This is a genomic window from Brachybacterium sp. p3-SID1565, assembly GCF_025143785.1.
Lineage (GTDB): Bacteria > Actinomycetota > Actinomycetes > Actinomycetales > Dermabacteraceae > Brachybacterium > Brachybacterium epidermidis.
In genome coordinates this window covers 1-22768 of the sequence record NZ_JAMBDS010000050.1, presented here as the reverse complement: position 1 = coordinate 22768, position 22768 = coordinate 1, and the positions used below count along the sequence as shown (strand labels likewise).

The 22768-nt window shown below is 72.5% G+C and carries 21 protein-coding genes; 1 reads left to right on the top strand and 20 read right to left on the bottom strand.

The window, feature by feature from the left end:
- Positions 1–16: 16 nt before the first annotated feature.
- The 20 genes from M4D54_RS11260 to M4D54_RS11165 all read right to left on the bottom strand — a co-directional run bounded on the left by M4D54_RS11260 (position 17) and on the right by M4D54_RS11165 (position 21674).
- On the bottom strand, positions 17–739 hold the full coding sequence (locus M4D54_RS11260) for a DivIVA domain-containing protein (RefSeq protein WP_193866122.1): 723 nt from the start codon (positions 737–739) through the stop codon (positions 17–19).
- Positions 740–947: 208 nt separating this feature from the next.
- The gene (locus tag M4D54_RS11255; RefSeq protein ID WP_193866121.1) at positions 948–1238 is read right to left on the bottom strand and encodes a YggT family protein; all 291 of its coding nucleotides are present in this window, start codon (positions 1236–1238) and stop codon (positions 948–950) included.
- Positions 1239–1244: 6 nt separating this feature from the next.
- A complete protein-coding gene (locus tag M4D54_RS11250) occupies positions 1245–1727 on the bottom strand; it encodes a cell division protein SepF (protein ID WP_193866120.1) in 483 nt (160 codons plus the stop codon).
- Positions 1728–1904: 177 nt separating this feature from the next.
- Entirely contained in the window at positions 1905–2708 is an 804-nt protein-coding gene (gene pgeF, locus M4D54_RS11245) for a peptidoglycan editing factor PgeF (RefSeq protein ID WP_259891519.1), read from the bottom strand.
- Positions 2705–4012 carry a cell division protein FtsZ gene (ftsZ, locus tag M4D54_RS11240; RefSeq protein WP_259891517.1) on the bottom strand — a complete coding sequence of 436 codons (1308 nt, stop codon included), beginning with the start codon at positions 4010–4012 and terminating at the stop codon, positions 2705–2707. The genes pgeF and ftsZ overlap by 4 nt, the downstream gene beginning before the upstream one ends.
- Positions 4013–4214: 202 nt before the next feature.
- Complete coding sequence (locus M4D54_RS11235) at positions 4215–5243, bottom strand: cell division protein FtsQ/DivIB (RefSeq protein WP_259891516.1); 1029 nt, start codon at positions 5241–5243, stop codon at positions 4215–4217.
- A complete protein-coding gene (gene murC, locus M4D54_RS11230) occupies positions 5243–6769 on the bottom strand; it encodes a UDP-N-acetylmuramate--L-alanine ligase (RefSeq protein WP_259891515.1) in 1527 nt (508 codons plus the stop codon). The genes M4D54_RS11235 and murC overlap by 1 nt, the downstream gene beginning before the upstream one ends.
- A gap of 22 nt (positions 6770–6791) precedes the next feature.
- Entirely contained in the window at positions 6792–7934 is a 1143-nt protein-coding gene (gene murG / locus M4D54_RS11225) for an undecaprenyldiphospho-muramoylpentapeptide beta-N-acetylglucosaminyltransferase (RefSeq protein ID WP_193866118.1), read from the bottom strand.
- Complete coding sequence (locus M4D54_RS11220) at positions 7931–9274, bottom strand: FtsW/RodA/SpoVE family cell cycle protein (protein WP_259891514.1); 1344 nt, start codon at positions 9272–9274, stop codon at positions 7931–7933. Before M4D54_RS11220 ends, murG begins: the two co-directional genes overlap by 4 nt.
- The gene (gene murD, locus M4D54_RS11215; RefSeq protein ID WP_259891511.1) at positions 9271–10803 is read right to left on the bottom strand and encodes a UDP-N-acetylmuramoyl-L-alanine--D-glutamate ligase; all 1533 of its coding nucleotides are present in this window, start codon (positions 10801–10803) and stop codon (positions 9271–9273) included. Before murD ends, M4D54_RS11220 begins: the two co-directional genes overlap by 4 nt.
- Complete coding sequence (gene mraY, locus M4D54_RS11210) at positions 10800–11900, bottom strand: phospho-N-acetylmuramoyl-pentapeptide-transferase (protein WP_259891508.1); 1101 nt, start codon at positions 11898–11900, stop codon at positions 10800–10802. The genes murD and mraY overlap by 4 nt, the downstream gene beginning before the upstream one ends.
- On the bottom strand, positions 11897–13375 hold the full coding sequence (murF, locus tag M4D54_RS11205; RefSeq protein ID WP_193866114.1) for a UDP-N-acetylmuramoyl-tripeptide--D-alanyl-D-alanine ligase: 1479 nt from the start codon (positions 13373–13375) through the stop codon (positions 11897–11899). The genes mraY and murF overlap by 4 nt, the downstream gene beginning before the upstream one ends.
- 2 nt (positions 13376–13377) lie before the next feature.
- A complete protein-coding gene (locus M4D54_RS11200; protein ID WP_259891507.1) occupies positions 13378–14964 on the bottom strand; it encodes a UDP-N-acetylmuramoyl-L-alanyl-D-glutamate--2,6-diaminopimelate ligase in 1587 nt (528 codons plus the stop codon).
- Positions 14965–14972: 8 nt separating this feature from the next.
- Entirely contained in the window at positions 14973–16781 is a 1809-nt protein-coding gene (locus M4D54_RS11195; protein ID WP_259891505.1) for a penicillin-binding protein 2, read from the bottom strand.
- A 4-nt stretch (positions 16782–16785) separates the two neighbouring features.
- Complete coding sequence (locus M4D54_RS11190) at positions 16786–17301, bottom strand: hypothetical protein (RefSeq protein WP_193866111.1); 516 nt, start codon at positions 17299–17301, stop codon at positions 16786–16788.
- A 1-nt stretch (position 17302) separates the two neighbouring features.
- Positions 17303–18316: a 16S rRNA (cytosine(1402)-N(4))-methyltransferase RsmH gene (gene rsmH, locus M4D54_RS11185; RefSeq protein WP_193866110.1), complete on the bottom strand. Its 1014-nt coding sequence runs from the start codon at positions 18314–18316 to the stop codon at positions 17303–17305.
- A 159-nt stretch (positions 18317–18475) separates the two neighbouring features.
- Complete coding sequence (gene mraZ / locus M4D54_RS11180; protein WP_193866109.1) at positions 18476–18907, bottom strand: division/cell wall cluster transcriptional repressor MraZ; 432 nt, start codon at positions 18905–18907, stop codon at positions 18476–18478.
- A 503-nt stretch (positions 18908–19410) separates the two neighbouring features.
- Positions 19411–19812, bottom strand: a complete 402-nt coding sequence (locus tag M4D54_RS11175) for a DUF3040 domain-containing protein (protein ID WP_259792106.1) — start codon at positions 19810–19812, stop codon at positions 19411–19413.
- A gap of 88 nt (positions 19813–19900) precedes the next feature.
- Positions 19901–21166, bottom strand: coding sequence for a DNA polymerase IV (gene dinB, locus M4D54_RS11170; RefSeq protein WP_228019503.1), 1266 nt, complete (start codon positions 21164–21166; stop codon positions 19901–19903).
- 64 nt (positions 21167–21230) lie between these two features.
- Positions 21231–21674, bottom strand: a complete 444-nt coding sequence (locus M4D54_RS11165) for an SAV_6107 family HEPN domain-containing protein (protein WP_193866108.1) — start codon at positions 21672–21674, stop codon at positions 21231–21233.
- Positions 21675–21931: 257 nt separating this feature from the next.
- Between M4D54_RS11165 and M4D54_RS11160 the strand changes: the two genes are divergently transcribed.
- A partial coding sequence (locus M4D54_RS11160; protein ID WP_259891487.1) for a spermidine synthase occupies positions 21932–22768 on the top strand: 837 nt, incomplete at its 3' end.

The following is a 22768-nucleotide window of genomic DNA, read 5'->3' as shown; positions in this document are numbered from 1 at the left end:
GTGGAGTGCGTAGGACTCACAGACCGAAGTTCGCCTGCTTGTCCTGGGTCTCGCTGGTGTCGAGCTCGCGCAGCTGGTTCTCCAGGTAGTTGCGCAGACGGTTGCGGTAGTCGCGCTCGAAGGTGCGCAGACCCTCGATGGACTTCTCCAGCTCCGCCTTCTTGGACTCCATGGCGTCCAGCGTGGTGCGGGACTTCTCCTCCGCCTCGGTGACGATGCGGCGGTGCTCTTCGTTGGCCTCGTTGATGAGGCGGTCGCGCTCGTCCTCACCGTTCTTGACGTACTCGTCGTGCAGGCGATTCGCCAGGGCGATGATCCCGGCGGCGTCCCGCGGAGCGGCGTCGCGATCGGGCTCGGGCTGCTCCTGCGGGGCATCGACCACGGTCTGGGGGCCGGTGGCCTCGGTATCGGCCCGGGCGTCGACGTCCGCCTCGGCGGACTGCTTGGGCACGGCGGCAGCAGGCGTCTCGTGCATCTGCTCGCCCTCGGGGGCCTCACGCACGACGGTCTCGTCGTGGTCGTCGCCACCGGCGGCCGGAGCGGCCGACTCGAGCTCGGCGATGCGGTTGTGCGCCTCCTCGAGCTCCTTGGTCAGGCGGTTGTTCTCGTCGATGAGCTCCTGCAGGCGGGGCAGGATGTCGTGGTCGAGGTAGCTGTCGACCTCATCCATGTCGTAGCCCTCGGAGAACCGCACCGGGGTGAACCGCTTCTGCAGCAGGTCATCGGGCATCAGAGCCATGGGTCACCTTCTCGTCAGTCTCGGGTGTGTCAGCGCACCAGGCGCAGCAAGGACCAGCGTAGCCGATCGGGCGACGGGGCCGCGCCCGGGCTCCTCGCGCACGGGGCGACGGCCTTGACCGGCGCATGCTCACGCCCCCGACCCCGCACCAGCCAGCGCGCACGCGAGCCAGCGCGCACGCGCAGCAGCTCACGGCGGCTGCCCCGTGTCACATGGCCAGGCCGGCCAGCACCCGCAGCAGGATCCAGCCCACGACCAGCAGCAGCATCATGCTCAGGTCCAGAGCGACCGCACCGATGCGCAGCGGGGGGATCAGTCGGCGCAGTGCCTTCACCGGGGGGTCGGTCAGCGTGTAGACCACCTCGAACAGCACCAGCACCAGGCCCGAGGGCCGGAAGTCCCGCGAATAGGCGCGGATCCACTCCATCACCAGCCGCGCGATCAGCAGCAGCATGTACAGCAGTACGGCGAGGTACAGCGCTCCTGCGATCAGCTGCACCGGATCTCAGCTCTGGTTGTAGAAGCTGTCCTCGTCGGCCGAGGAGTCCCCGTCGACCTGGACGAACTCCGGAGAGAGCAGGAACACCTTGGAGGTGACGCGCTCGATCGTGCCGCGCAGGCCGAACACCAGGCCGGCGCAGAAGTCGACCATGCGCTTGGCGTCGCCGTCCTGCATGTCGGAGAGGTTCACGATGACGGGCACGCCGTCGCGGAAGGACTCGCCGATCGCCTTGGCGTCGTTGTACGAACGCGGGTGGATCGTGGTGATGCGGTGCATCGACTCCTCCACGGCGGGGGTCATGGCCACGACGCTCGACCGCTGGCGGATCGGCGTCACCTGGGCCTCACGGTCGGTGGTCTCCGGACCGCGCTCGGCGCGGCGGTGCGAGGCCGCCTCGTCCCGACGGTCCAGCTCGTCCTCGTAGTACTCGTCGTCGACCTCGTTGGCGAGGCCGAGAGCGACCATGGCGTTGCGCCAGGTTCCCATCGCAGATCTCCCAGTCTGTGCTTCCGTCACGCTGACCTGGACCCCAGGGAAGCACGGGGAGTGCGTGGGGGTCCTGTCCCGAAAGTACCGGAGAGCCCGCCGCGCGACGGGGACGCGCCCGGCGTGTCGGGGCGTGTCGCAGGAATCGTCGACTCCCCACCGACGGGCCCACCCGCCTCAGCCCCGGCGGATCACCCCGGCGAAGCGGCCCGTGGTGCGGCTGCGGCGATACGAGAACCAGGCGGGGTCCTCGATGGTGCAGGGATGGTCACGGTCGATCGCATCGGCCGGCACGCCCGCCCGGCCGAGTGCCTCCACGGCGCCGGCGCGCAGATCGATCGCCGGGGTGCCCCAGCTCGTACGGGTGCGGGTCGAGGGCAGGCGACGAGCGGCGTCCTCGGCCATGTCCGGCGGCACCTCGTAGCACCTTCCGCAGGCCGACGGACCTACGGCCGCCTGTATCCGCTCGGCTCGTGCGCCCAGGCGCTCCATCGCCGCAACGGTCGCCTCGAGCACCCCGGCCAGCAGCCCCGGCCGGCCCGCGTGTGCCGCACCGATCACCCCCGCCTCCGCCTCGCTCAGCAGCACCGGCATGCAGTCGGCCACCATGATGGCCAGGGCGATGTCGTCGCGGTCGGTGACCAGGGCGTCGGCGGTCACCACCGGGGGCTGCCCCGGTCCCGATGTCGCCTCGTCGCGGGCGGTCGCCCCGTCGCGGGCGGACGCCCCGTGCGCCGACGCCTCGGCCCGCGGCAGCACATGCACCTGGGCGCCGTGCACCTGGTCCACGAACACCAGCGGGCGTCCCACGACCTCGGCCACCCGCGAGCGGTTCTCGCTGACCACGGCGTCATCGTCCCCGACGTGCCGGGCGAGGTTCAGGGACTCGTACGGGCCCTTGCCCACCCCGCCCTCACGCGTGGTGAACAGGGCACGGGCCCCGCGAAGTCGCGGAGCCCGTGCGGGAAGAGGTGTCCTCACTTGAGGAAGGACGGCAGGTCGAGATCGTCGTCGTCGGCCGGCGGCTCCTCGATGCGCGGGGGACGCACGGGCTCCGACTGCGGTGCGGGGACGGGGCGAGCGGCCTGGCCGTTGCCCTGGTGCTGGTCCTCGTCCTCCTGGTCGGCCGGGTCCATCCGCTCGGTCCGGGGCTCCTGCTGCTGCTCGGCCGAGGGGCGGGAGGGCGCGAAGGTCTGCTGCGGGACGCCCCAGCCGCCGGCAGCCCCCGCGGCCGTACCGGCCCCGCTCATGGAGGCGGTGCGCTCGGTCGCGGCCGGGCGCGGCTGGACCGGCTCGGGACGCGCAGCGGGGCGGGACTGCTCGGTGCGCTGCGGGGGGCCACCGGCCTCGAAGCCCGCGGCGATCACGGTCACCCGCACCTCGTCGCCCAGGGCGTCGTCGATGACGGCGCCGAAAATGATGTTCGCGTCGGGGTGCGCGGCCTCCTGCACCAGGCGTGCGGCCTCCGAGACCTCGTACAGGCCCAGGTCGCTGCCGCCCTGGATCGACAGCAGCACGCCGTAGGCGCCGTCGATGGATGCCTCCAGCAGCGGGCTGGAGACGGCGAGCTCGGCGGCCTGCAGGGCGCGGTCGTCGCCGCGGGAGGAGCCGATGCCCATCAGGGCGCTGCCCGCTCCCTGCATCACGGACTTGACGTCGGCGAAGTCGAGGTTGATCAGGCCCGGGGTGGTGATCAGGTCGGTGATGCCCTGGACACCCGAGAGCAGCACCTGGTCCGCGGACTTGAAGGCGTCCAGCATGGACACCTGCTTGTCGGCGATGGACAGCAGACGGTCGTTGGGGATCACGATGAGGGTGTCCACCTCGGCCTGCAGGGCGGCGATGCCGGACTCGGCCTGGGTGGAGCGGCGGCGGCCCTCGAAAGTGAAGGGGCGGGTGACCACACCGATGGTCAGCGCGCCAAGGCTGCGGGCGATCTTGGCGACCACGGGGGCACCGCCGGTGCCGGTGCCGCCGCCCTCGCCGGCGGTCACGAAGACCATGTCGGCCCCGCGCAGGACCTCCTCGATCTCCTCGGCGTGGTCCTCGGCGGCCTTCTTGCCGACCTCCGGATCGGCACCGGCCCCGAGCCCCCGGGTGATCTCCTTGCCGACGTCGAGCTTGACGTCGGCGTCCGACATCAGCAGGGCCTGCGCGTCGGTGTTGATGGCGATGAACTCGACGCCCTTGAGACCGGCCTCGATCATGCGGTTGACGGCGTTGACACCGCCGCCGCCGATGCCGACGACCTTGATGACTGCGAGGTAGTTCTGGGATCCGGCCACGTTGATGTCCTTGCTGTTGTCGATCTGCTGTCGAACGGGGACCCAACCCTCGACCTCGAGTTGAGGTTCGGACTCTGCGGCCCCGTTCCTTCTCTTCGACGCTAAGGACGTGGCCGACGGGGCGCAACGACCTGCCGCGCGTGTCGTGTGGCGAACCTCCCGGTCCCGGGGTTCAGGCCGCGAAGGCGAGGGCGCGCGAGGGTCAGCGGGTGACCGGCGCCACCGGGGAGGAGACGTCGATCACGGAACCGGGCTGCGGGATCAGCGCCTGGACCACGTCGCCCTTCAGCTCGGCGTCGCGGGCATCGCCCCACACCACGCTCTTGGTGCTGCCGTCCTCCAGGGCCAGGGTGAAGGTGACGTCGCTGGGGCTGGTGGCGGTCATGTCCTGGACGGCAGGGCGGATCGGGTCAGGCAGCTCGGCGAGCACCTCGGTCATCGCCTCCGCGGCGCCGTCGGGGTCCTGTGAGGTGGTGCCCACTCGCAGCGGGATCAGCGTCGCGCCCTCGGCCGCGGCCGCCGGCAGCTCCTCCCCTGCGGCGTCGATCACCGCGACGGTGCCATCGGCACGGGTCAGGTGGGCGACAGGCTCGGACTCGACGACGGTGACGTGCATGCCATCGGGCCAGCGGCGCTCCACCTGGGCGGACTCGATGCCGGGGACGGTCGCGAGGTCCTCGCCGATCGCGTCGGTGGGCAGCAGCAGCACGCTGTCCCCCAAGCGAGGATCGAGGTGGGAGCGCACCGCCTGCTCCTCGACGTAGCCCAGGCCCGAGACGCTGATCTGCTGCAGCCGCAGGGCGGGCAGCCAGATCGCGGCCGACAGCACACCGATCAGCGCCAGCGTCACGACGACGGCACCGGCGATGATCGCGCGCCGGCGACGACGCCAGGGCCGACCGGCCACCAGGGCACGGAAGCGGTGAGCGGCAGGGACGACGTTGTCGGGGCCGTCAGGGCTGTCGGAAGCGTCGGGGCGGGGCTCGCGGAGCTCGGGCCGGGTGTCGCGGGGCGCGGGCCGGGGATTGCGGGGCGCGCCGACGGCGGTCACGGGCGAGCGGCCGTAGCTGCGGCCCGGCGGGTCGGAGGGGGCGGCCTCCCGCGGTTCCTGCCCCCGCTGGGCCTCGAGGGGCCGCTGCGGGGCCCGGCCGGACTGCGGCGGGACCCGGCCGGACTGCTGCGAGGACCGCCGCGACCCGGTGGGGCGCGGCGGGCTGGGGCGGCGGGCCATCAGGCCGTCCCCCGGGCGCGGCGCAGCGCCTGCAGCACCGCCGGAGTGTCCTCCACCACGTCCCCGGCACCGAGCATCAGCACCAGGTCCCCGGGGCGGGCCTCCCCCGCCACCTGGGAGGGCACCGGTGCACGTGCGTCCAGGGGGCGCACGTGAGCGGCGGTCGAGTGCTGGGTGATGGTGCGGGCATCCACCGTCGGGTCGGGGTCCTCACGGGCGGGGTACACGGGCATCACCCAGGCCAGGTCCGCGCCCTCCAGGGAGGCGGCGAAGGCGGCGGCGAAGTCGCGGGTGCGGGAGAACAGGTGGGGCTGGAACACCGCGAGCACCCGGCCACCCGCACCCTGATCGGCGACGATGGCGCGCGCGGCGGCGATGGTGGCGGTGACCTCGCGCGGATGGTGGGCGTAGTCGTCGATCACCGTGATGCCGTCCACCACACCGGCCAGGTCGAAGCGGCGGGAGGCCCCCGTGAAGCGTCCCAGCCCGTCGGCGAGCGCCTCCAGCGGCGCATCGGGCGCGGCCGATGCGGTACCGGCGAGCGCACCCAGGGCGTTGAGCACGTTGTGGTGGCCGGCCACCGCCAGGCGCACCCGGAGCGGGCCGCGCGGGCTGAGCACCTCGACATCGGTGCCATCGGGGCCGGAGTCCTCGGCGAGGACCCGCCAGTCGGCGTCCTCGCTGGTGCCGTAGGTGCTCACGCTCGCGCCATGAGCGGCGGCCCGCTCCCCCAGCGCCCGGGCGCCCTCGTCGTCGGCGCACACCACCAGGGTGCCGCCGGGAAGGATCCGGTCGGTGAGGGCGTCGAAGCCGGCCTGCAGGGTGGCGGCGTCCCCGTGGAAGTCGAGATGGTCGGGCTCGAGGTTGGTGACCACGAGGGACCGGGGGGTGAAGGCCAGGAAGGAGCCGTCGGACTCGTCGGCCTCGATCACGGCGATCCCGGTGCCGTCGCGCATCGATTCCGTGGGCGAGGGCTCCGCACCGAGGCCGGCGTTGCGGCCCAGGTCGGGCACGGCGGCCCCGAGCGCCCAGGCAGGATCCAGGCCCGCACCGCGCAGCGCCATCACGGCCAGGCCGGTGGTGGAGGTCTTGCCGTGGGTGCCGGCGATGGCCACCAGGTCCCGCTGCCCCATGAGCCCGGCCAGGGCCGCGGCGCGGTGGACGACGGGGATGCCGCGCCGGTGGGCGGCGATGATCTCGGGGTTGTCGGCGCGCACGGCGGTGGAGACCACCACCAGGTCCAGGTCCTCGGCCAGCAGGTCCGCATCGAAGCCGATGCCGATGCGGGCTCCCGCCTCGCGCAGCGGGCCGATGAACTGGCCGTCCTGGGAGTCGGAGCCGCTGACCTCGATGCCGGCCTCCAGGGCCAGCCGCGCCACGGCCGACATCCCGGCCCCGCCGATCCGCACCACGTGGAGGGAGCGGATCGGGCTCCCGGAAGGCCACTGCGCGTGGGTGACGACGTCCCCGGGAGTGAGGATGGTGCGGGGTGCGGGCCCCTGGGTGCGGGCAGCGGCGTCAGTCATGGCTTCACGGTAACGGCCGGGGTCACAACCGGCGGCCAGGCTCCCGTGCGGCACCGATCACGATCTCGGCGAGTCGTTCGGCGGCATCGGGGATGCCGAAGCGGCGGGAGGCCGCGGCCATGGCTGCGCGTCGCTCCTGGTCCAGCAGCAGCGGCAGCACCTGTTCCACCAGGCGCGATGCGGTGATCTGCGCATCCTCGATCATCAGCGCCCCACCGGCGCTGACCACGTCCTGGCCGTTCAGCGCCTGCTCGCCGTTGCCGATCGGAAGGGGCACCAGCACGGCGGGCAGCCCCACGGCGGTCAGCTCGCACACGGTCCCGGCGCCCGAGCGGGTCAGGGCGAGATCCGCGGCGGCGTAGGCGTCCTCCATGGCCCGCACGTACTCCACCACCCGGTAGCCGGGACGCGGGGTGAGGTCCTCGGCCTTGCCGCGGCCGGTGATGTGCAGGATCTGGGCACCGGCCTCCAGGAAAGCGGGGGCGGCCTCGCAGACGGCGCCGTTCAGGCGCTGCGCGCCCAGGGAGCCGCCGGTGACCAGCAGCACCGGGCGTGCCGGATCGAGGCCGAACTCCTGCACCGCCCCGTCGCGGCGGGCCGCGCGATCCAGGTGCGCGATGCCCTCGCGCATCGGCATGCCGATGCGGCGGGCGCCCCGCAGGCGGGTGCCGTCCAGAGCCGTGAGCACGGCGGCGGCGCGCACCGCTCCGAGGCGGTTGGCCAGGCCCGGGCGGCGATTCGCCTCATGGACCACCAGGGGGATGCGGGAGGCGGCGGCGGCGAGGTAGGCGGGAGGGCACACGTACCCGCCGAAGCCCACCACCACGTCGATGCCGCGGTCGCGCAGCAGGGCGCGCACCTCCCGCACGCTCCCCGCCAGCCGCGCCGGGAAGCGGACGGCAGCGCCACCGGGTCGCCGCGGGAAGGGCACCTTCTCGATGGTCACCAGCTCGAAGCCGGCGGCCGGCACCAGATCGGCCTCGAGCCCGGAAGCGGTGCCGAGCACCACGATCTGGGCCTGGGGCGCCTGCTCACGGATGCGCGCGGCGGTGGCCAGCAACGGGGAGACGTGGCCGGCGCTGCCCCCTCCGGCCAGCAGGACCCGGGGGGCGCGTGCGGCGCGAGGGTCACGGACCGCGTCGGGACCGCTGGGTGATCCGCTCATCGTCGGCTCCGCCCCTGAGCCGTGCGCGCGCGCCGTCGAGAACGGCGGGGGCGGCGCGAATCGCCGGTGGAGCCGCCGCGCGGAGCGGGCAGCACGCTCACGGAGCTGCGCACCGCGCCCACGCGGGCGGTGATGGCCTCGCGCGCACCCGGCTCGCTGCGGGCGAAGGACAGCAGCACGCCCAGCGCCGTCATGGACGCCAGCAGGGCGGAGCCGCCGGAGGAGATGAACGGCAGCGGGACACCGATCACGGGCATCAGGCCCGTCACCACCATCATGTTGACAAAGGCCTGCCCCAGGATCCAGGAGGCGATGCCGGCGATGGTGATCTGGCGGAACACGTCGTCGGTGCGGGTGATCATACGGAACATCACCAGGGCCAGCACGGCGAACAGGAACAGCACGCCCAGGGTGCCGGCCAGGCCGAACTCCTCCCCCAGGACCGCGAAGATGTAATCGTCCTCCGCGGCGGGCAGGCGCCCCCACTTCTGGCGGGACTCACCGGGGCCCACACCCCACCAGCCGCCCTCGGCCAGCCCCATCAGGCCCTGCTCGGACTGGTAGCCGGTGCCACCGACGCACTCGCCCTTGAGCCAGCAGTTGATACGGCCCATGCGGTTGCCGCTGGTGATGGTGAGGGCGACGACGCCGATGAGGCCGAGAGCTCCACCGGCGGCGAACCAGCGCCGGGGCACGCCGGCCACCCACAGCGAACCGGCCACCAGCAGGCACATCACCAGCGTGGTGCCCAGGTCGCGCCCCAGCACCACCAGGCCCAGCGCGGCGAGGACCCCGGGGACCAGGGGGAACAGCAGGTGGGCGGGCCGGTGCAGCAACGGCCGCTTGATGGCCAGCAGGGCGCCCAGCCACACGGCCAGGGCCAGCTTGAGGAACTCCGAGGGCTGCAGGGTCTGGGACCCGATGCGGATCCAGTTGCGGTTGCCGTCGACGTCGACGCCGAGCGGCGTGTGCACGAGGGTCTGCAGGGCCAGGCCCAGCATCAGCAGCGGCCAGGCGGCCTTGCGGTAGAAGCCCGGCGGAATCGAGGCGGCCACCAGCAGGGACGCCAGCCCCAGGCCCGCGAAGGTGCCCTGACGCAGCAGTCCCGCGAAGCCGGACTGGCCGCGGGAGATGTTCAGCACCGCGGTGGAGGAGAGCACCATCATCAGGCCCACGCCCACCAGCAGGGTGCCCAGCACGATCAGGGCGTAGAAGTCCAGGGCCGGTGACTTCAGCCAGTTGCCCACCCCGGCGCGCAGGCGGGAGCCGACGTCACCGAGGGGGTTCTCCTCCTCGGGGCGGACGACCCGGGTGGACCGGCGGGTCTCCTGCATCGTCATCCGTTCGCTCCTGCCAGTCGTTCCACGGCCGCGGCGAACAGCTCCCCCCGTTCCGCGTAGTTGCGGAACTGGTCGATCGAGGCTGCGGCCGGTGCCAGCATCACCACGTCCCCCGCCGAGGCGAGGGAGCGGGCGGCCTGCACCGCCTCCTCCATCAGCCGGGAGCGCCCGGCGACATCGCCAGTGTCACCCGGATCCACGCGCACCACGGGGAGGTCAGGGGCGTGTCGCCCCAGCGCCTCGGCGAACGGGGCGGGATCGGTGCCCAGCAGCACGCAGCCGACCAGTCGGCCGGCGACGGCCTGGACCAGGGGGTCGATGTCAGCGCCCTTGGTGTCGCCTCCGGCGATCCACACCACGCGCTCGGCGGCGGCGAGGGAGGCGCGGGCTGCGGCGGGGTTGGTGGCCTTGGTGTCGTCCACCCAGGCGACCTCGTCGATGCGGGCCACCAGGTCGGCGCGGTGGCGGCCGATGCGGTACGCGCGCAGGCCGTCGCGCACGGCCGCTTGCTCGACACCGTGGGCGCGGGCCAGTGCCGCGGCGGCCAGGGCATCCAGCACGATGTGCGGGCCGGCGCCGTGGGGACCCAGGTGGGCGAGGTCCTCGAGGGTGGCGAGCTCGGCCGCCTGCCGGTGCCGATCGGGGACGAAGGCGCGGTCCACCAGCATCCCGTCGACCACGCCGAGCTCGGAGGGTCCCGGGGAGCCCAGGGTGATGCCGATGGCGCGGGCGCCCTCGAGGACGTCGGCCTGTTCGACCAGGCGACGAGTGGTGGGGTCGGCGACGCTGTACACGCAGGCGCGCTCGACGCCCTCGTAGATGCGACCCTTCGCGGCGGCGTAGGCAGGGGCGCTGCCGTGCCAGTCCAGGTGGTCGTCGCTCACGTTGAGCACTGCGGCGGCCTGGCAGTCCAGGTGCTCGGTGCGGTGCAGCTGGAAGCTGGACAGCTCCACGGCCAGCACGTCGAAGCCCTCCGGGTCCAGCGCCGCCTCGATCACCGGCAGGCCCACGTTGCCGCAGGCCACGGCGCGCAGGCCGGCGTGCTGGAGGATCGACTCCAGCATGGTGACCGCGGTGGTCTTGCCGTTGGTGCCGGTGATGCCGAGCCAGGCGGGCCCGTCGGCCGCCTGCATGCGGCGAGCCAGCTCGACCTCGCTCCACACGGGGATCCCGGCCTGCTGGGCCTGGACCAGCAGGGGCTGCTCGGGCCGCCAGCCGGGTGAGGTGACCACCAGGTCCACCTCACGGTCGGCGGGGAGGGAGCCGGTGTGCTCGGCCCCCAGGCGCACCTCGACACCCAGCACCTGAAGGATCCGGGCCTTCTCCCGGTTCTCGGGGGTGTCGGCGCTGTCGACCACCAGCACCCGGGCGCCGCGCTGCATGGTCTGGTCCGCGACCGCGTAGCCGGAGACGCCGAAGCCGGTCACCAGGATGCGCAGCCCGGCCACGTCCATGCCCGGCCAGGCCCGCTGCTCGGCCGGGAGACCATGGGCTGGGCCGGTCGTAGGACCGGCCGGGGGCGTGGTCATGAGGTGAGCCTCGGCAGGGCGTCGAGGTAGAACAGGCCCAGGCCGAGGCCCGCGAGGATCCCGGCCACGATCCAGAAGCGGACCACGATGGTGACCTCGTTCCAGCCCTTGAGCTCGAAGTGGTGCTGGAGGGGGGCCATCCGGAACACGCGCTTGCCGGTGGTCTTGAAGCTGGCCACCTGGATGATCACGGACAGCGAGATGGCCACGAACAGGCCGCCGATCACGGCGCCCAGGATCTGGGTGCGCGAGACGATGGTGAGGCCGGCGATCGCGCCGCCCAGGGCCAGGGACCCGGTGTCGCCCATGAAGATCTTCGCCGGGGAGGTGTTCCACCACAGGAAGCCCACGCAGGCACCGATCATCGCCGCGCACAGCACGGCGGTGTCCAGCGGGTCGCGGGCGTCGTAGCAGTTGACCGTGCCGCCAGCGGCGAAGTCCACGTTGCACACCTGCCGCCACTGCCAGAAGGAGATCACCAGGTAGGCGGCAGTGAAGATGATGGTGGCGCCGGAGGCCAGGCCGTCCAGGCCATCGGTGAGGTTCACGCCGTTGGACCAGGCCGCCACCAGGAAGTTCGCCCAGACCGCGAAGAGGATGAAGCCCGCGACGCTGCCGCCGAAGGCGAGGTCCAGCCAGGGCACGTCCCGCACGAAGGAGATGTTCGTGGAGGCCGGGGTGAGGCCGGACTCGTCCCGGAACAGCAGCGCCATCACGGCGAAGGCCGTGGCCACCACGAACTGACCCAGCAGCTTGGCGCGGGGCCGCAGGCCCAGGCTGCGCTGCTGGGAGATCTTCAGGTAGTCGTCCAGGAAGCCCACCACGCCCAGGCCCACCATCAGGAACAGCACCAGCAGCACGGAGATGCTGGGGGGCTCCCACACGGCCAGGTGGGCGATGCCGTAGGCGAGGATCGTGGCCAGGATGATGGCGACGCCGCCCATGGTGGGCGTGCCTCGCTTGGTGGCGTGGGAGGTGGGGCCGTCATCGCGGATGAACTGGCCGTACCCGCGCTTGACGAGGACCCGGATGTACAGGGGGGTGCCGAAGATCGCCAGCACCAGGGCGGTGCCCCCCGCGATGAGGATCGGGATCATGCGTGTGCTCCTCCGTCCTGGTGCCGGGCACGGTCCGCGCGTCGTTCCAGGTGCGCGATCAGAGGCCGTGCGAGCTGGCGCAGGCCTGCGTCGCGGGACGACTTCAGCAGCACCACATCGCCGGGCGCCAGGGTCCGTTCTAGCACAGCCAGGGCCTCTTCGACGTCGGCCACCTGCATGGACTCCCCACCGAAGCTGCCCTCGAGGCTGGCCCCGTGGTGGAGGGGGGCCGCGCCCTGCCCCACGACGATCAGCAGACCGATGTTCAGCCTCACCACCAGGCGCCCGATCTCGTCGTGCAGGCGCACCGACTCCTCGCCCAGCTCGAGCATCTCGCCCAGCACGGCGATGGTGCGGTGGCCGCGCCCGAGGTGCGCGAGGGTCTTCAGCGCCAGGCGCATCGAGTCGGGGTTGGCGTTGTAGGCGTCGTCGATCACCAGCACATCGCCGGCGCGCCGGGCCTCCATCCGCTGCCCGGAGGCCAGACGCACTCCCTGGAGGGAGGCCGCGGCGGCAGCGGGCTCGACCCCGGCGAGGATCGCCGCGGTGAGGGCGGCGATCGCGTTGGCGGCCTGGTGCTCCCCCAGCAGATCGGGGCGCACCTCGAAGGATCCGGCGGGAATGTCCGAACCGTCCGGTCGGGTGAGGCCCTCCGGGACCTGCAGGGTGAAGCTCACGCGGGCGTCGTCGTCGAGCCGCAGGTCCGTGGCGCGCACGTCGCCCCGGTCGAGCCCCCAGGTGACCGCCGGGGCCTCGGTGAGCTGCGCCATGGCGGCCACCCGGGGATCCTCGGCGTTCAGCACGGCTCGCCCCTCGGGGGACAGCGACCGGACCAGTTCGGCCTTGGCCCGGGCGATGCCCTCGACGGAGCCGAACTCGCCGAGGTGGGCGGAGCCCACGTTGAGCACCACGGCGATGTCGGGGCGGGCGATGTCGGTCAGGTGGGCGATGTGGCCCGGTCCACGGGCTCCCATCTCCAGCACCAGGAAGCGGGTGTGCTCGTCAAGGCGCAGCACCGTCAGCGGCAGGCCCAGCTCGTTGTTGAAGCTGCCGACGGGGGCGATCGTGGGGCCGAGATCGCCGAGGGCCACCCCGAGCAGGTCCTTGGTGCCCGTCTTCCCGGCGCTGCCGGTGATCGCGAGCACCCGCAGCTGCGGGTTCTCCCGGCGTGCCTGCTCCAGTTGGGCGCGGGCCAGGTCCGACAGGGCGCGCTGCACGTCGTCGACCAGGACGGCCGGGATGTCCTCGGCCGTCTGTCGGGAGACCAGGCACAGCGCGGCGCCGTCGGCGACGGCTGCGGCGAGGAAGTCGTGGCCGTCGACCGTCTCGCCCTCGAAGGCGGCGAACAGATCGCCCTCGGTCACGGTGCGCGAATCGATGCGGGCCTCACCGGTCACCCGCTCCTCACCGGTGGCGCCGCCCACCAGGGTGCCGCCGACGAGGCGAGCGATGTCGTGCGCAGTGATGGCGAGCATGGTCAGTGTCCTCCGTCAGCCTGGGGGTCGCCCGGTCCGGGCCGCGCGGCGAGGGCGTCGCGCAGGCGGAGGCGATCATCGAACGGGTGGACGATACCCCCGATGTCCTGCCCGGTCTCGGCTCCCTTGCCGGAGACGAGGATGGTGTCGCCCACGTCCGCCAGGGAGGCGGCCAGCTCGATGGCGCTGCCCCGGCCGTCCACCTCGTGGACCTCGGCGTTCGTCGCATCCGGGATGCCGGAGCGCACGGCTGCCCTGATCGCGGCGGGGTCCTCGGTGCGGGGGTTGTCGTCGGTGATGATCACCACGTCGGCCAACCGGGCGGCGACCTCCCCCATGAGCGGGCGCTTGGTGCGGTCGCGGTCGCCACCGGCGCCCATCACGCAGATCACGCGGCGGGTGCCGGGGACGGAGCGCAGCGTGGTCAGCGCCTTCTCGAGCGCATCGGGGGTGTGCGAGTAGTCGACCACTCCGCGCACCGGGGCGAGGGCCACGGGCTCCATCCGGCCGGGGACGGTGCCGGCGGTGCCGAGGGCGGCGTCCACCTCCGGACCGCTCACCCCGATGGCCTCCAGCAGCAGGACGGCCGCGAGGGTGTTGGCGACGTAGTGGCGGCCGGGCAGTGCCGCGCGCAGGCGCCGCTGCGCCGGGGCGCCCTGCTTCCCGACGACGGTGAACACGCTGCCGTAGTCATCGGGGAGGATCTCCCGCGCGACATGGTCCGCCTCGATGCCGGGGAGGGTGGCGTACGTGGTCACGGGCACCTGGGCCCGGTGGGCCAGGCGCCTGCCCCACTCGTCGTCCACGCACACCACGCCGCGCCGGGAGTGCTCCGGGGTGAACAGCAGGGCCTTGGCCGCGAAGTAGTCCTCCATCGTGGGATGGAAGTCGAGGTGGTCCTGCGAGAGGTTGGTGAAGCAGGCGACGTCGGCCACGACCTCGTCCGCGCGGTGGAGCACCAGGGCGTGGGAGGAGATCTCCATGGAGCAGGCCTCGACGTCGTCCTCCAGCATCCGGGCCAGGATGCCGTGCAGCTCGGGCGCCTCGGGAGTGGTGCGCACGGTGGCGATCGCATGATCGGTGCCGGTCGCGTCGCGGTACTCGGTGCCGCTGGTGCCGACCATGCCGCTGGGGCGGCCCAGCGCCAGCAGGGTGCGGTGCACCATCGTGGTGACCGAGGTCTTCCCGTTGGTGCCGGTCACGCCGATCGTGCGCAGGTGCTGCGCCGGTCTTCCGTAGACCACAGCGGCGGCGGTGGCGGTCTCCCGACGCGGGTTTTCGACCACCAGGGCGGGCAGCCCGGCCCGCGCGCAGGCCTCCGCGCCGGCGTCGTCGGTCAGCGCGAGGACGGCCCCGCGGGAGACGGCCTGCTCGACGTAGTCGGCGCCGTGGGCATTGGCACCTGGCAGGGCGCACCACAGATCCCCCGCCTCGACGCCGCGGGAGTCGAGGGTGACCCCGGAGACGGTGGCCTCGAGGTCGGTCAGGGACGGCGGCGGTGCTGCGCCGAGCTCCGCGGCGAGCGCACCGATGCTCACCCCGGCTCGACGGCGAGGACGAGCGGGCTCGGGAGCGGGGACTGCGGACACGGGGCCGGTCACCACTCGTTCTCGAGCACGCGTGCGGGCTTGCCGGTGGGAGGGATGCCCTGGTGCTGGAGGGTGAAGGTCATCAGCTCGGAGAAGGCGGGTGCTGCAGCCCGGCCGCCCGAGATGAAGCTGTTCAGGCCGAACACGAACACGCCGATCACGATCTCCGGGTCGTCCGCGGGGGCGAAGCCGATGAAGGAGGCGGTGTAGGTGCCACCGGGGACCTGCGCGGTGCCGGTCTTGCCGGCCACCGCGTACCCGGGCACGCTCGCGCCGGAGACGCCGTCCTCGACCACGTTGTCCATCAGCTCGGTCATGGTGGCGGCGGTCTCGGAGGAGACCACGCGGGTGGACTCGGGCTCCCCCATCGGTCGGATGCTGCCGTCGTCCTCCCGGGTGCCGGCGACGATCCGCGGCTGCACCCGCACTCCGTCGTTCGCGAAGGTGCCCACCGCCGAGGTCATCTGCAGAGCGTTGACGGAGTAGCCCTGGCCGAAGGCCGTCGTGTACCGGGTGCGGCCGGTCCACTGCGAGGCGGGGTGGACCACGCCGGCGGACTCACCGGGCAGACCCACGCCGGTGGGCTCCCCCAGGCCGAACGCCTTCAGGTAGTCGTAGCGCACCGAGGGTGGGAGGGTCTCGGAGATCTGCACGGTGCCGACGTTGGAGCTGTTCTTCAGCACCCCGGCGAGCGTGAGCCGCTGATCCTCGTGGGTGAGCGCGTCCTTGATGCGATGGCCCTCGAAGTTCATGGTGTACGGCACCTCGTACTGCGAGTCCAGGGTGACGGTGCCCTCCTCGAGGGCCGCCGCGACGGTGAACACCTTGCCGGTGGAGCCCGGCTCGAACACGTTGGAGATGGAGCGGTTGCCGCGGTTCTCCTCGGGTGCCTCGCCCGGGGCGTTGGGGTCGTAGGTGGGGTAGTCGGCCAGGGCCAGCACCTCGCCGGTGCGGGCGTTCAGGACCACCGCACTGGCGCCGGTGGCACCCCAGCTGTCAGCTGCGCTCGCGGCGACCTGCTGCGCCTTCCACTGCAGGTCCCGGTCGATGGTGAGGACGAGGTCACGGCCGTCGACGGCCTGGGTGGTCTCCTGCCGACCGGTGGGGATGATCTGGCCCTGGGCGCCGCGCTCGTAGGTGGTGGTGCCGTCGGTACCGCTGAGCTGGTCGTCGTAGGTGAGCTCGGTACCGGCCAGGGCGGTGCCGTCGGATCCCACGAAGCCCAGCACGTTCCCGCCCACGGAACCGGCCGGGTAGATGCGCTGGGCCACCCGGTCCGCGCCGATGCCGGGGATCTTCAGGGCCAGGGCGGCGTCCCGCACCGCGGGGTCGACGTTCTTCTCCAGGTACATGAAGCCGCGATCGCCGGTGAGCGCCTCCTCGGTCTCGGTCACGCTCCAGCCCAGCACGGGGGCGAGCTTCTGGGCTGCCGCCGGGATGCCCGTGACCTCCGCCGTCGTGGAGTTCTCCAGGTAGGTGTCGACCTGCAGCTGGTTGACCCACAGGTCGTAGCGCTCCTGGGAGCTGGCCAGCACGGTGCCGTTGCGGTCCAGGATGTCACCGCGCAGAGCGGGGATGGTGCGGGTGACGGTGCGCTGCTTGACCGCTTCCTCCGCGCGGGCACTGGCGTCCAGTCCCTGCACCCAGATCAGTCGACCGGACAGTGCCATCACCGCCACCATGATCAGCGTCAGCAGCAGGCGGTGGCGGACGGCGGGGCTGCCCACCCGGGCCGTGGGGACGCGGAAGGAGCCCCGGGGCGCGCGGGTCCTCCCCGTGCCGCGGGGGCTGCGCTTCCTGCTGCGGTCGTCCGCCATCTGCTCAGGCTCCCTCGTTGCCCATGCCGTGATACGCCTGGGGCTGATCGTAGATCTGCGCGGGCGGCACGGCCTGCTCCGCCGGAACCTCGGCGAGTTCCGGAGGTGCGGGTGCCTCGGCATCGACGGTGTCGGAGAGCACGGTGCGGGTGTCCAGGTCGATGTAGGCGGGATCGGTCACCGGCACCATCCCCAGCTCGCGGGCCTGTCGCTCCAGCTCCTGGGGGGTGCCCAGACGCTCGTCTGTGGCCATCAGTGCCTGCTGCTCCTCGGTCAGTCGCTGGGACTGGATCTGCAGGCGGTTGATCTCGTAGCTGGTGTCGGACATCTGGATGTTCAGGTAGAGCAGAGCAGCCAGTGTCGCGACCACGATCGCGGTGCACAGCAGCGTGAACGGCATGGCGCTGCCGGCGGCCTTCGGTCGGGCCAGGACGGTCAGGCGCGGGGTGGACCAGCCGGCCGGCCGCGCGGAGCGAACGGGCCGGACGGCGACGGAGCGGATGGCGGAGGTGGAGGCCATGTCACGAGGCTCCTTCGACGATGCGGGTGCGGGTCAGTGCGCGCAGGCGGACGGAGCCCGCGCGGGGATTGGTCTCGCGCTCGGCGGGCCCGGCCTGGACCGCGCCGCGCACGAGAGAGGTGAAGGTGGGGCGGTGCTCCTCCAGCTCGACCGGCAGGCCGGGTGGGGCCGAGGAGCGGGTACGACGCGCGAAAGCACTCTTGACCAGGCGGTCCTCACCTGAGTGGTAGGACTCCACGACGATCCGGCCGCCCAGGCGCACGCTGTCCAGCGCACCCTCGAGAGCGCTCGCGAGGATCCGCAGCTCGTCGTTGACCGCGATCCGCAGCGCCTGGAAGGAGCGCTTGGCGGGGTGGCCACCGCTGGCCTTCGAGGCGGCAGGGACGGCACGGTCCAGCAGGGTGACCAGTTCGCCGCTGCGGGTGAGCGGGGCGTGCTCGCGCTGCTCGACGATGCGCCGTGCGATCCGACGGGCGAAGCGCTCGTCGCCGTACTGGTGGAGGATGCGGGAGATCTCCGCCTCGGGCAGGTCGCGCAGCAGATCGGCCGCGGTGGGCCCCCCGGAGGAGGGGTCCATGCGCATGTCCAGCGGGGCATCGGCGACGTAGGAGAACCCGCGATCGGCGGTGTCGATCTGGAAGCTGGAGACGCCCAGGTCCATCATCACCGCGTCGGCACTGTCGAGACCGAGGTCGGCGAGGACCTCGGGGATCTCGTCATAGGTGGCGTGCACCAGGGTGAGTCGGTCCGCGAACCCGGCGCGGGTGAGCCGTTCCCGGGCCAGGTCCAGTGCCAGGGGATCGCGGTCGATTCCCACCAGGCGCGCGGCGGGGGCGGCGGCGAGGACGGCGCCGGCGTGCCCGCCCATCCCCAGCGTCGCATCGACGTACACCGAGCCGGGGCTCTGCAGGGCGGGGGTGAGCAGGTCCACGGTGGTGTCGAGGAGGACGGGGACGTGTCGCTCCTCGGCGGGCGCGGCGCTGCCGGTGTCGCCCCGCTGCGGTGTGCGGTCCATCGTGCCCCCTCCCCGGTGCTGCGGTGTCGGTCCTGTGCTGTGTGTCGATGGGTGATGTCGTCGGGGCCGTCCAGCCAGATTCCCCGTCGTTCCCGACCCGCCACCGGGGAAGTAGCGTCGGGGCGGGAACGACGAGAGGTCTCACAGGACGGATGTCCGTCAGAACAGGCCCGGGACCACCTCCTCGGCGGTCTGGGCGAAGCCCTCCTCCTTCTGCTCGAGGTAGGTCTCCCAGGCCGGGAGGGACCAGATCTCGAGCCGGTCCAGCGCGCCGATGACGGCGCATTCCCGGTCCAGGCCCGCGTAGGAGCGCAGGTGGCTCGGGATGGTGATGCGGCCCTGCTTGTCGGGGATGACGTCCTCCGCGCCGGAGAGCAGCACGCGCAGGTAGTCACGCGTGCGCTGATCGGTGGTGGGCGCCCGACGGGCCTCATCGAGCTTCTGGCGGAACTCGGCGATCGGGTACACCGCAATGCAGTGCTCCTGGCCTCGAGTCATCACCAGTCCCGTGGCGAGCTCGTCACGGAACTTCGCCGGGAAGATCAGGCGCCCCTTCTCGTCCAGCTTGGGCGTGAAGGTGCCGAGGAACATCTCGACCCCCTCTCACCTGCATGGACGGGAAGTGCGGAACCATCTCCTCCCAACGCGCTCCACTTTACCCCACTCCGCCCCACATCGCGCTACCCCTGGCGCCGATTCGCCCCCCATGGCGCACATCACTGCTGGTCATAGCAGTGGTGTGAGGTGGGGGGAAAATCGGCGACGTGGAGCGCTCCCGCAGCACCCGAGGTGGTTCCATCGCCTCGGACATCACAGACGAGCCCCGCACCGCAACCGCCGGGCGGCATCATCAGTGCAGGTCAGGAGCTTTCGGTTCGAAGGCCCTGCCGCGTCGTGCTGCGCGGGGGTGCACCGGGGAGGGAGGTGGTGGAGGGAAAGGGAGGGGCCCGGTGGAGGGAGGTGGAGAACCGGGCGGAGAAGGGTGGGGAACCGGCCGGAGGGAGGCGGCTGGACACGAAGAAGCCCCGGCTCCTAGGAGCCGGGGCGTCAGCAGGGGCGGGGCATCCGCCGGGGCACGGGTCCGACGGCCGTGGTCAGAACCGGGAGTCGTCCCCCGAGCGCTTCTCCCAGCGGTCCTCCATCTTCTTCATGAAGGTGCCGCCGTTGTCCAGGGGGCCCTGGGTGGTGGGGCGGGTGCCGCCGGAGTCCCCGGGGCCGTCCCCATCGTTGGAGTTCGTCGGGGAGGTCACCGCATACACCGCCCCGGCCAGCATGCCGATGAAGGCGATCACGCCGAGCCACACGGCCGGCAGGGCCACCGCGAGGACCAGCACCAGCAGGCCCAGCACCACCCCGCCCAGGCCGATCGCGATGCGGCGGCCGTTGCGGCGGGGGCTTCGCGACGGCGAGAAGGCGCGCGCAAGGCGAGGATCGTCGGCGAAGAGCTGACGTTCCATCTCATCGAGCATTTTCTGCTCGTGCTCCGACAGCGGCATGATCCCGCTCCTTGTCCCCGTGCTCCGCGCTCCTGGGCGCCTCCCCGCTCGATCCCGGACGGCGGCCGTCATCGGCGGTCCCCCTAGTTTAGGCGTCGCCCCTGGGAATGGGAACCTCACGATCCCCGGGGCCGGACCGCACCGCCGGACCCGCCCCCTCCGGGCGCAACGTGGAGCCGCGAGCCAGGCTGGAGGCGCCGAACCGGTCACGGGCGCGATCCATGGCGGCCTCGAGGTCCTGCCAGCCGGCCGAACGCCCGGTCAGCTCCCGGGGCTCCCCGCCCGGCCCGGCTGATGCCAGCTGCGTGGCCCGCACCCCGGCCAGTCGCACCCGCGGCATGCGCGTGCTCTCCCGTTCCCACAGTGCCACCACGTGCTCGCGCAGGCGCTCGCCGCTGGAGGTGGGCTGGTCCATCGTGGCCGAGCGGGTGATGGTGGCGCCGTCGGGCGAGCGCAGCTTGAGGACCACGGTGCGGGCCACGAACCCGGAGCGGCGCAGTTGCCGGGCCACGTCGTCGGCCATCACCGTGATGCGGCGGCGCACCTCGTGCGGATCGGTGAGGTCCTCGTCCCAGGTGCGCTCGGTGCCCAGGGACTTGTCGCGCACCCGATGTCCCAGGCCGGTGCGGTCACTGCCATCGGCCACCCGCATCACCTGGAGCGCCTGGGGGCCGATGGCGCGGGCGAGGGTCGAGACAGGGACGTCGCGCACGTCGCCGACGGTGTGCACGCCGATGCGCTCCAGCGCCTTCACGGCCGTGGGCCCGATGCCCGAGATCACCGATACCGGCAGCGGCGCCAGGAATGCCGCGGTGCTCTCCGCGGGGACGATGAGCATGCCGTCGGGCTTGGCGCGGGCGGAGGCGATCTTCGCCACTGCCCGGGACACGGAGCCGCCCACCGAGCTGGGCAGCCCCAGCTCCTCTCGGATCCGCCTGCGCAGCAGGCCTGCGATCTCCTCGGGAGGCCCGAACAGCCGCCTGGCCGGGCGGGCGTCCAGGAACGCCTCGTCCACGCTGATCTGCTCGACATCGGCCACCACGTCCCGCAGCAGGTCCATCACCTGGCGGGAGACCTCGCGGTAGCGATGGATGCGCCCGGGGACGATCACCAGATCCGGGGCGAGGCGACGGGCGGTGGCCATGGGCATGGCCGAACGGATCCCCCGTGCCCGCGCCGGGTAGCTGGCAGCGGCCACCACACCGCGAGCTCCGGCCCCGCCCACCACCACCGGGAGTCCCCGCAGGGAAGGATCGTCCCGGATCTCCACCGAGGCGAAGAAGGCGTCCATGTCCAGGTGCAGGATGCCGGGGATCTCCGGATCCGGCGCGGCACCCGGGACCTGCATGGTCATCGAGACCTCCTCGGCAGAGCAGGTGGGGATCAGGGGGCAGATGAGCTCGACTGTACCGGCCGCACTATCCGGCCAGGGCCACCACCTGCTGCGGCATGCCCTCCAGCAGGGCCTCCGATACCGCGGACAGGTGCAGGGCGGTGAGCTCGATGTGGCGACGCAGCAGCACCGGATCCGGGAGCGCGTCGAGGCTGCGCTCCAGACGCGCGCGCTCGGCCACCATCGGGGCCATCTGCTCGGAGCGCGACGCGGCGTCCCCTCCCAGCCGCTCCAGTGCCGTCCAGACGTTCAGCGGGAGCCGCCGGCGGCGATCGCGGTTGGCCCGCTGCACCAGCACCCCGGCGCCTCGCAGCGCTGCCCGGTGCACGAGCTCGAATGCCTCCCGCGGGTGCTCAGCAGCGAGCCGCTCCCCCTCGGCGAGCAGCCAGCGGGCACGACCCAGCCCCGCGAGGTCCTCATCGAGACGGGCCAGACGGATGCGGGCGGGGGTGATCGTGGGGGCGGTCATGGCGGCTCCTTCCTGTTCGTTGCTCTCCGTGCTTCTCCTCACCGGGTGAACCCACCGTAGGAACGGGCACCGACGAACGAAGCCCCACCTGATCGGGAGTGGATGGACCTGCAGTGGGGAGGAACCTGCAGTGGGGAGGAACCTGCAGTGGGGAGGAACCTGCAGTGGGGAGGGACCTGCAGTGGGGAGGGACCTGCAGTGGGGAGGGACCTGCAGTGGGGAGGGACCTGCAGTGGGGAGGGACCTAGAGTGGAGCGATGGCCCGCCGTGAACGCACCCACAGCAGCTCCAGCTCCGTCTTCGGGCACCTGCCGCAGCTGGGCGTGGCCCTGCCCATCTCCACCGGGGCCGCGCGACTCACCCAGGAGCAGGACGGATCCCTGCTCCTCGAGGTCAACGGGGTCCCCTCCTCACACCTGCATCCCGATCCCAGGCACCTGGTCTTCGAGTACATGCGCTGGATGCAGCTGGTGATCGACCTGCACCTGCAGCAGATCTCCGGGACGGCACCGCAGCTCGCGCACCTGGGCGGGGCCGGCTGCGCGCTCCCCCGCGCTGTCGCAGCCGCGCATCCCGGCAGCCGGCACATCGTGGTGGAGATCGACGGTCAGCTGGCCGAGCGGGCGCGGGAATGGTTCGACCTCCCCCGCTCACCCCAGCTGAGGATCCGCATCGACGACGCGCTCAGCGCGCTCACGGCGTGGCGGGAGGACCGGTTCGACGTCCTGGTGCGTGACGTGTTCGCCGGCAGCACCACCCCCGACTCACTGCTCACCGCCGACGCCTGCACGCACGCGGCGCGGGTGCTGAAGGACGGCGGCATCTACCTCGCCAACTGTGCCGCTCCCCCGGGTTCCGGGCTGATGGCCGACGAGGTGGCGACGCTGTCCACCGTGTTCGAGCACGTATCAGCGATCGCCGAGCCCGCACACCTGTCCGGCAAGCGCAGGGGCAACTGCGTGCTGGTGGCCTCCTCGCGCCCCCTGCCCGAGGGCATCGATCGGGCGCTGCGCTCCGACCCCGTCTCCGTGCGCCTGGCCCGACCGCAGCAGGTCGAGGCGCTGCGCCGGGCCGGGCGAGTGCGGCACAGTCCT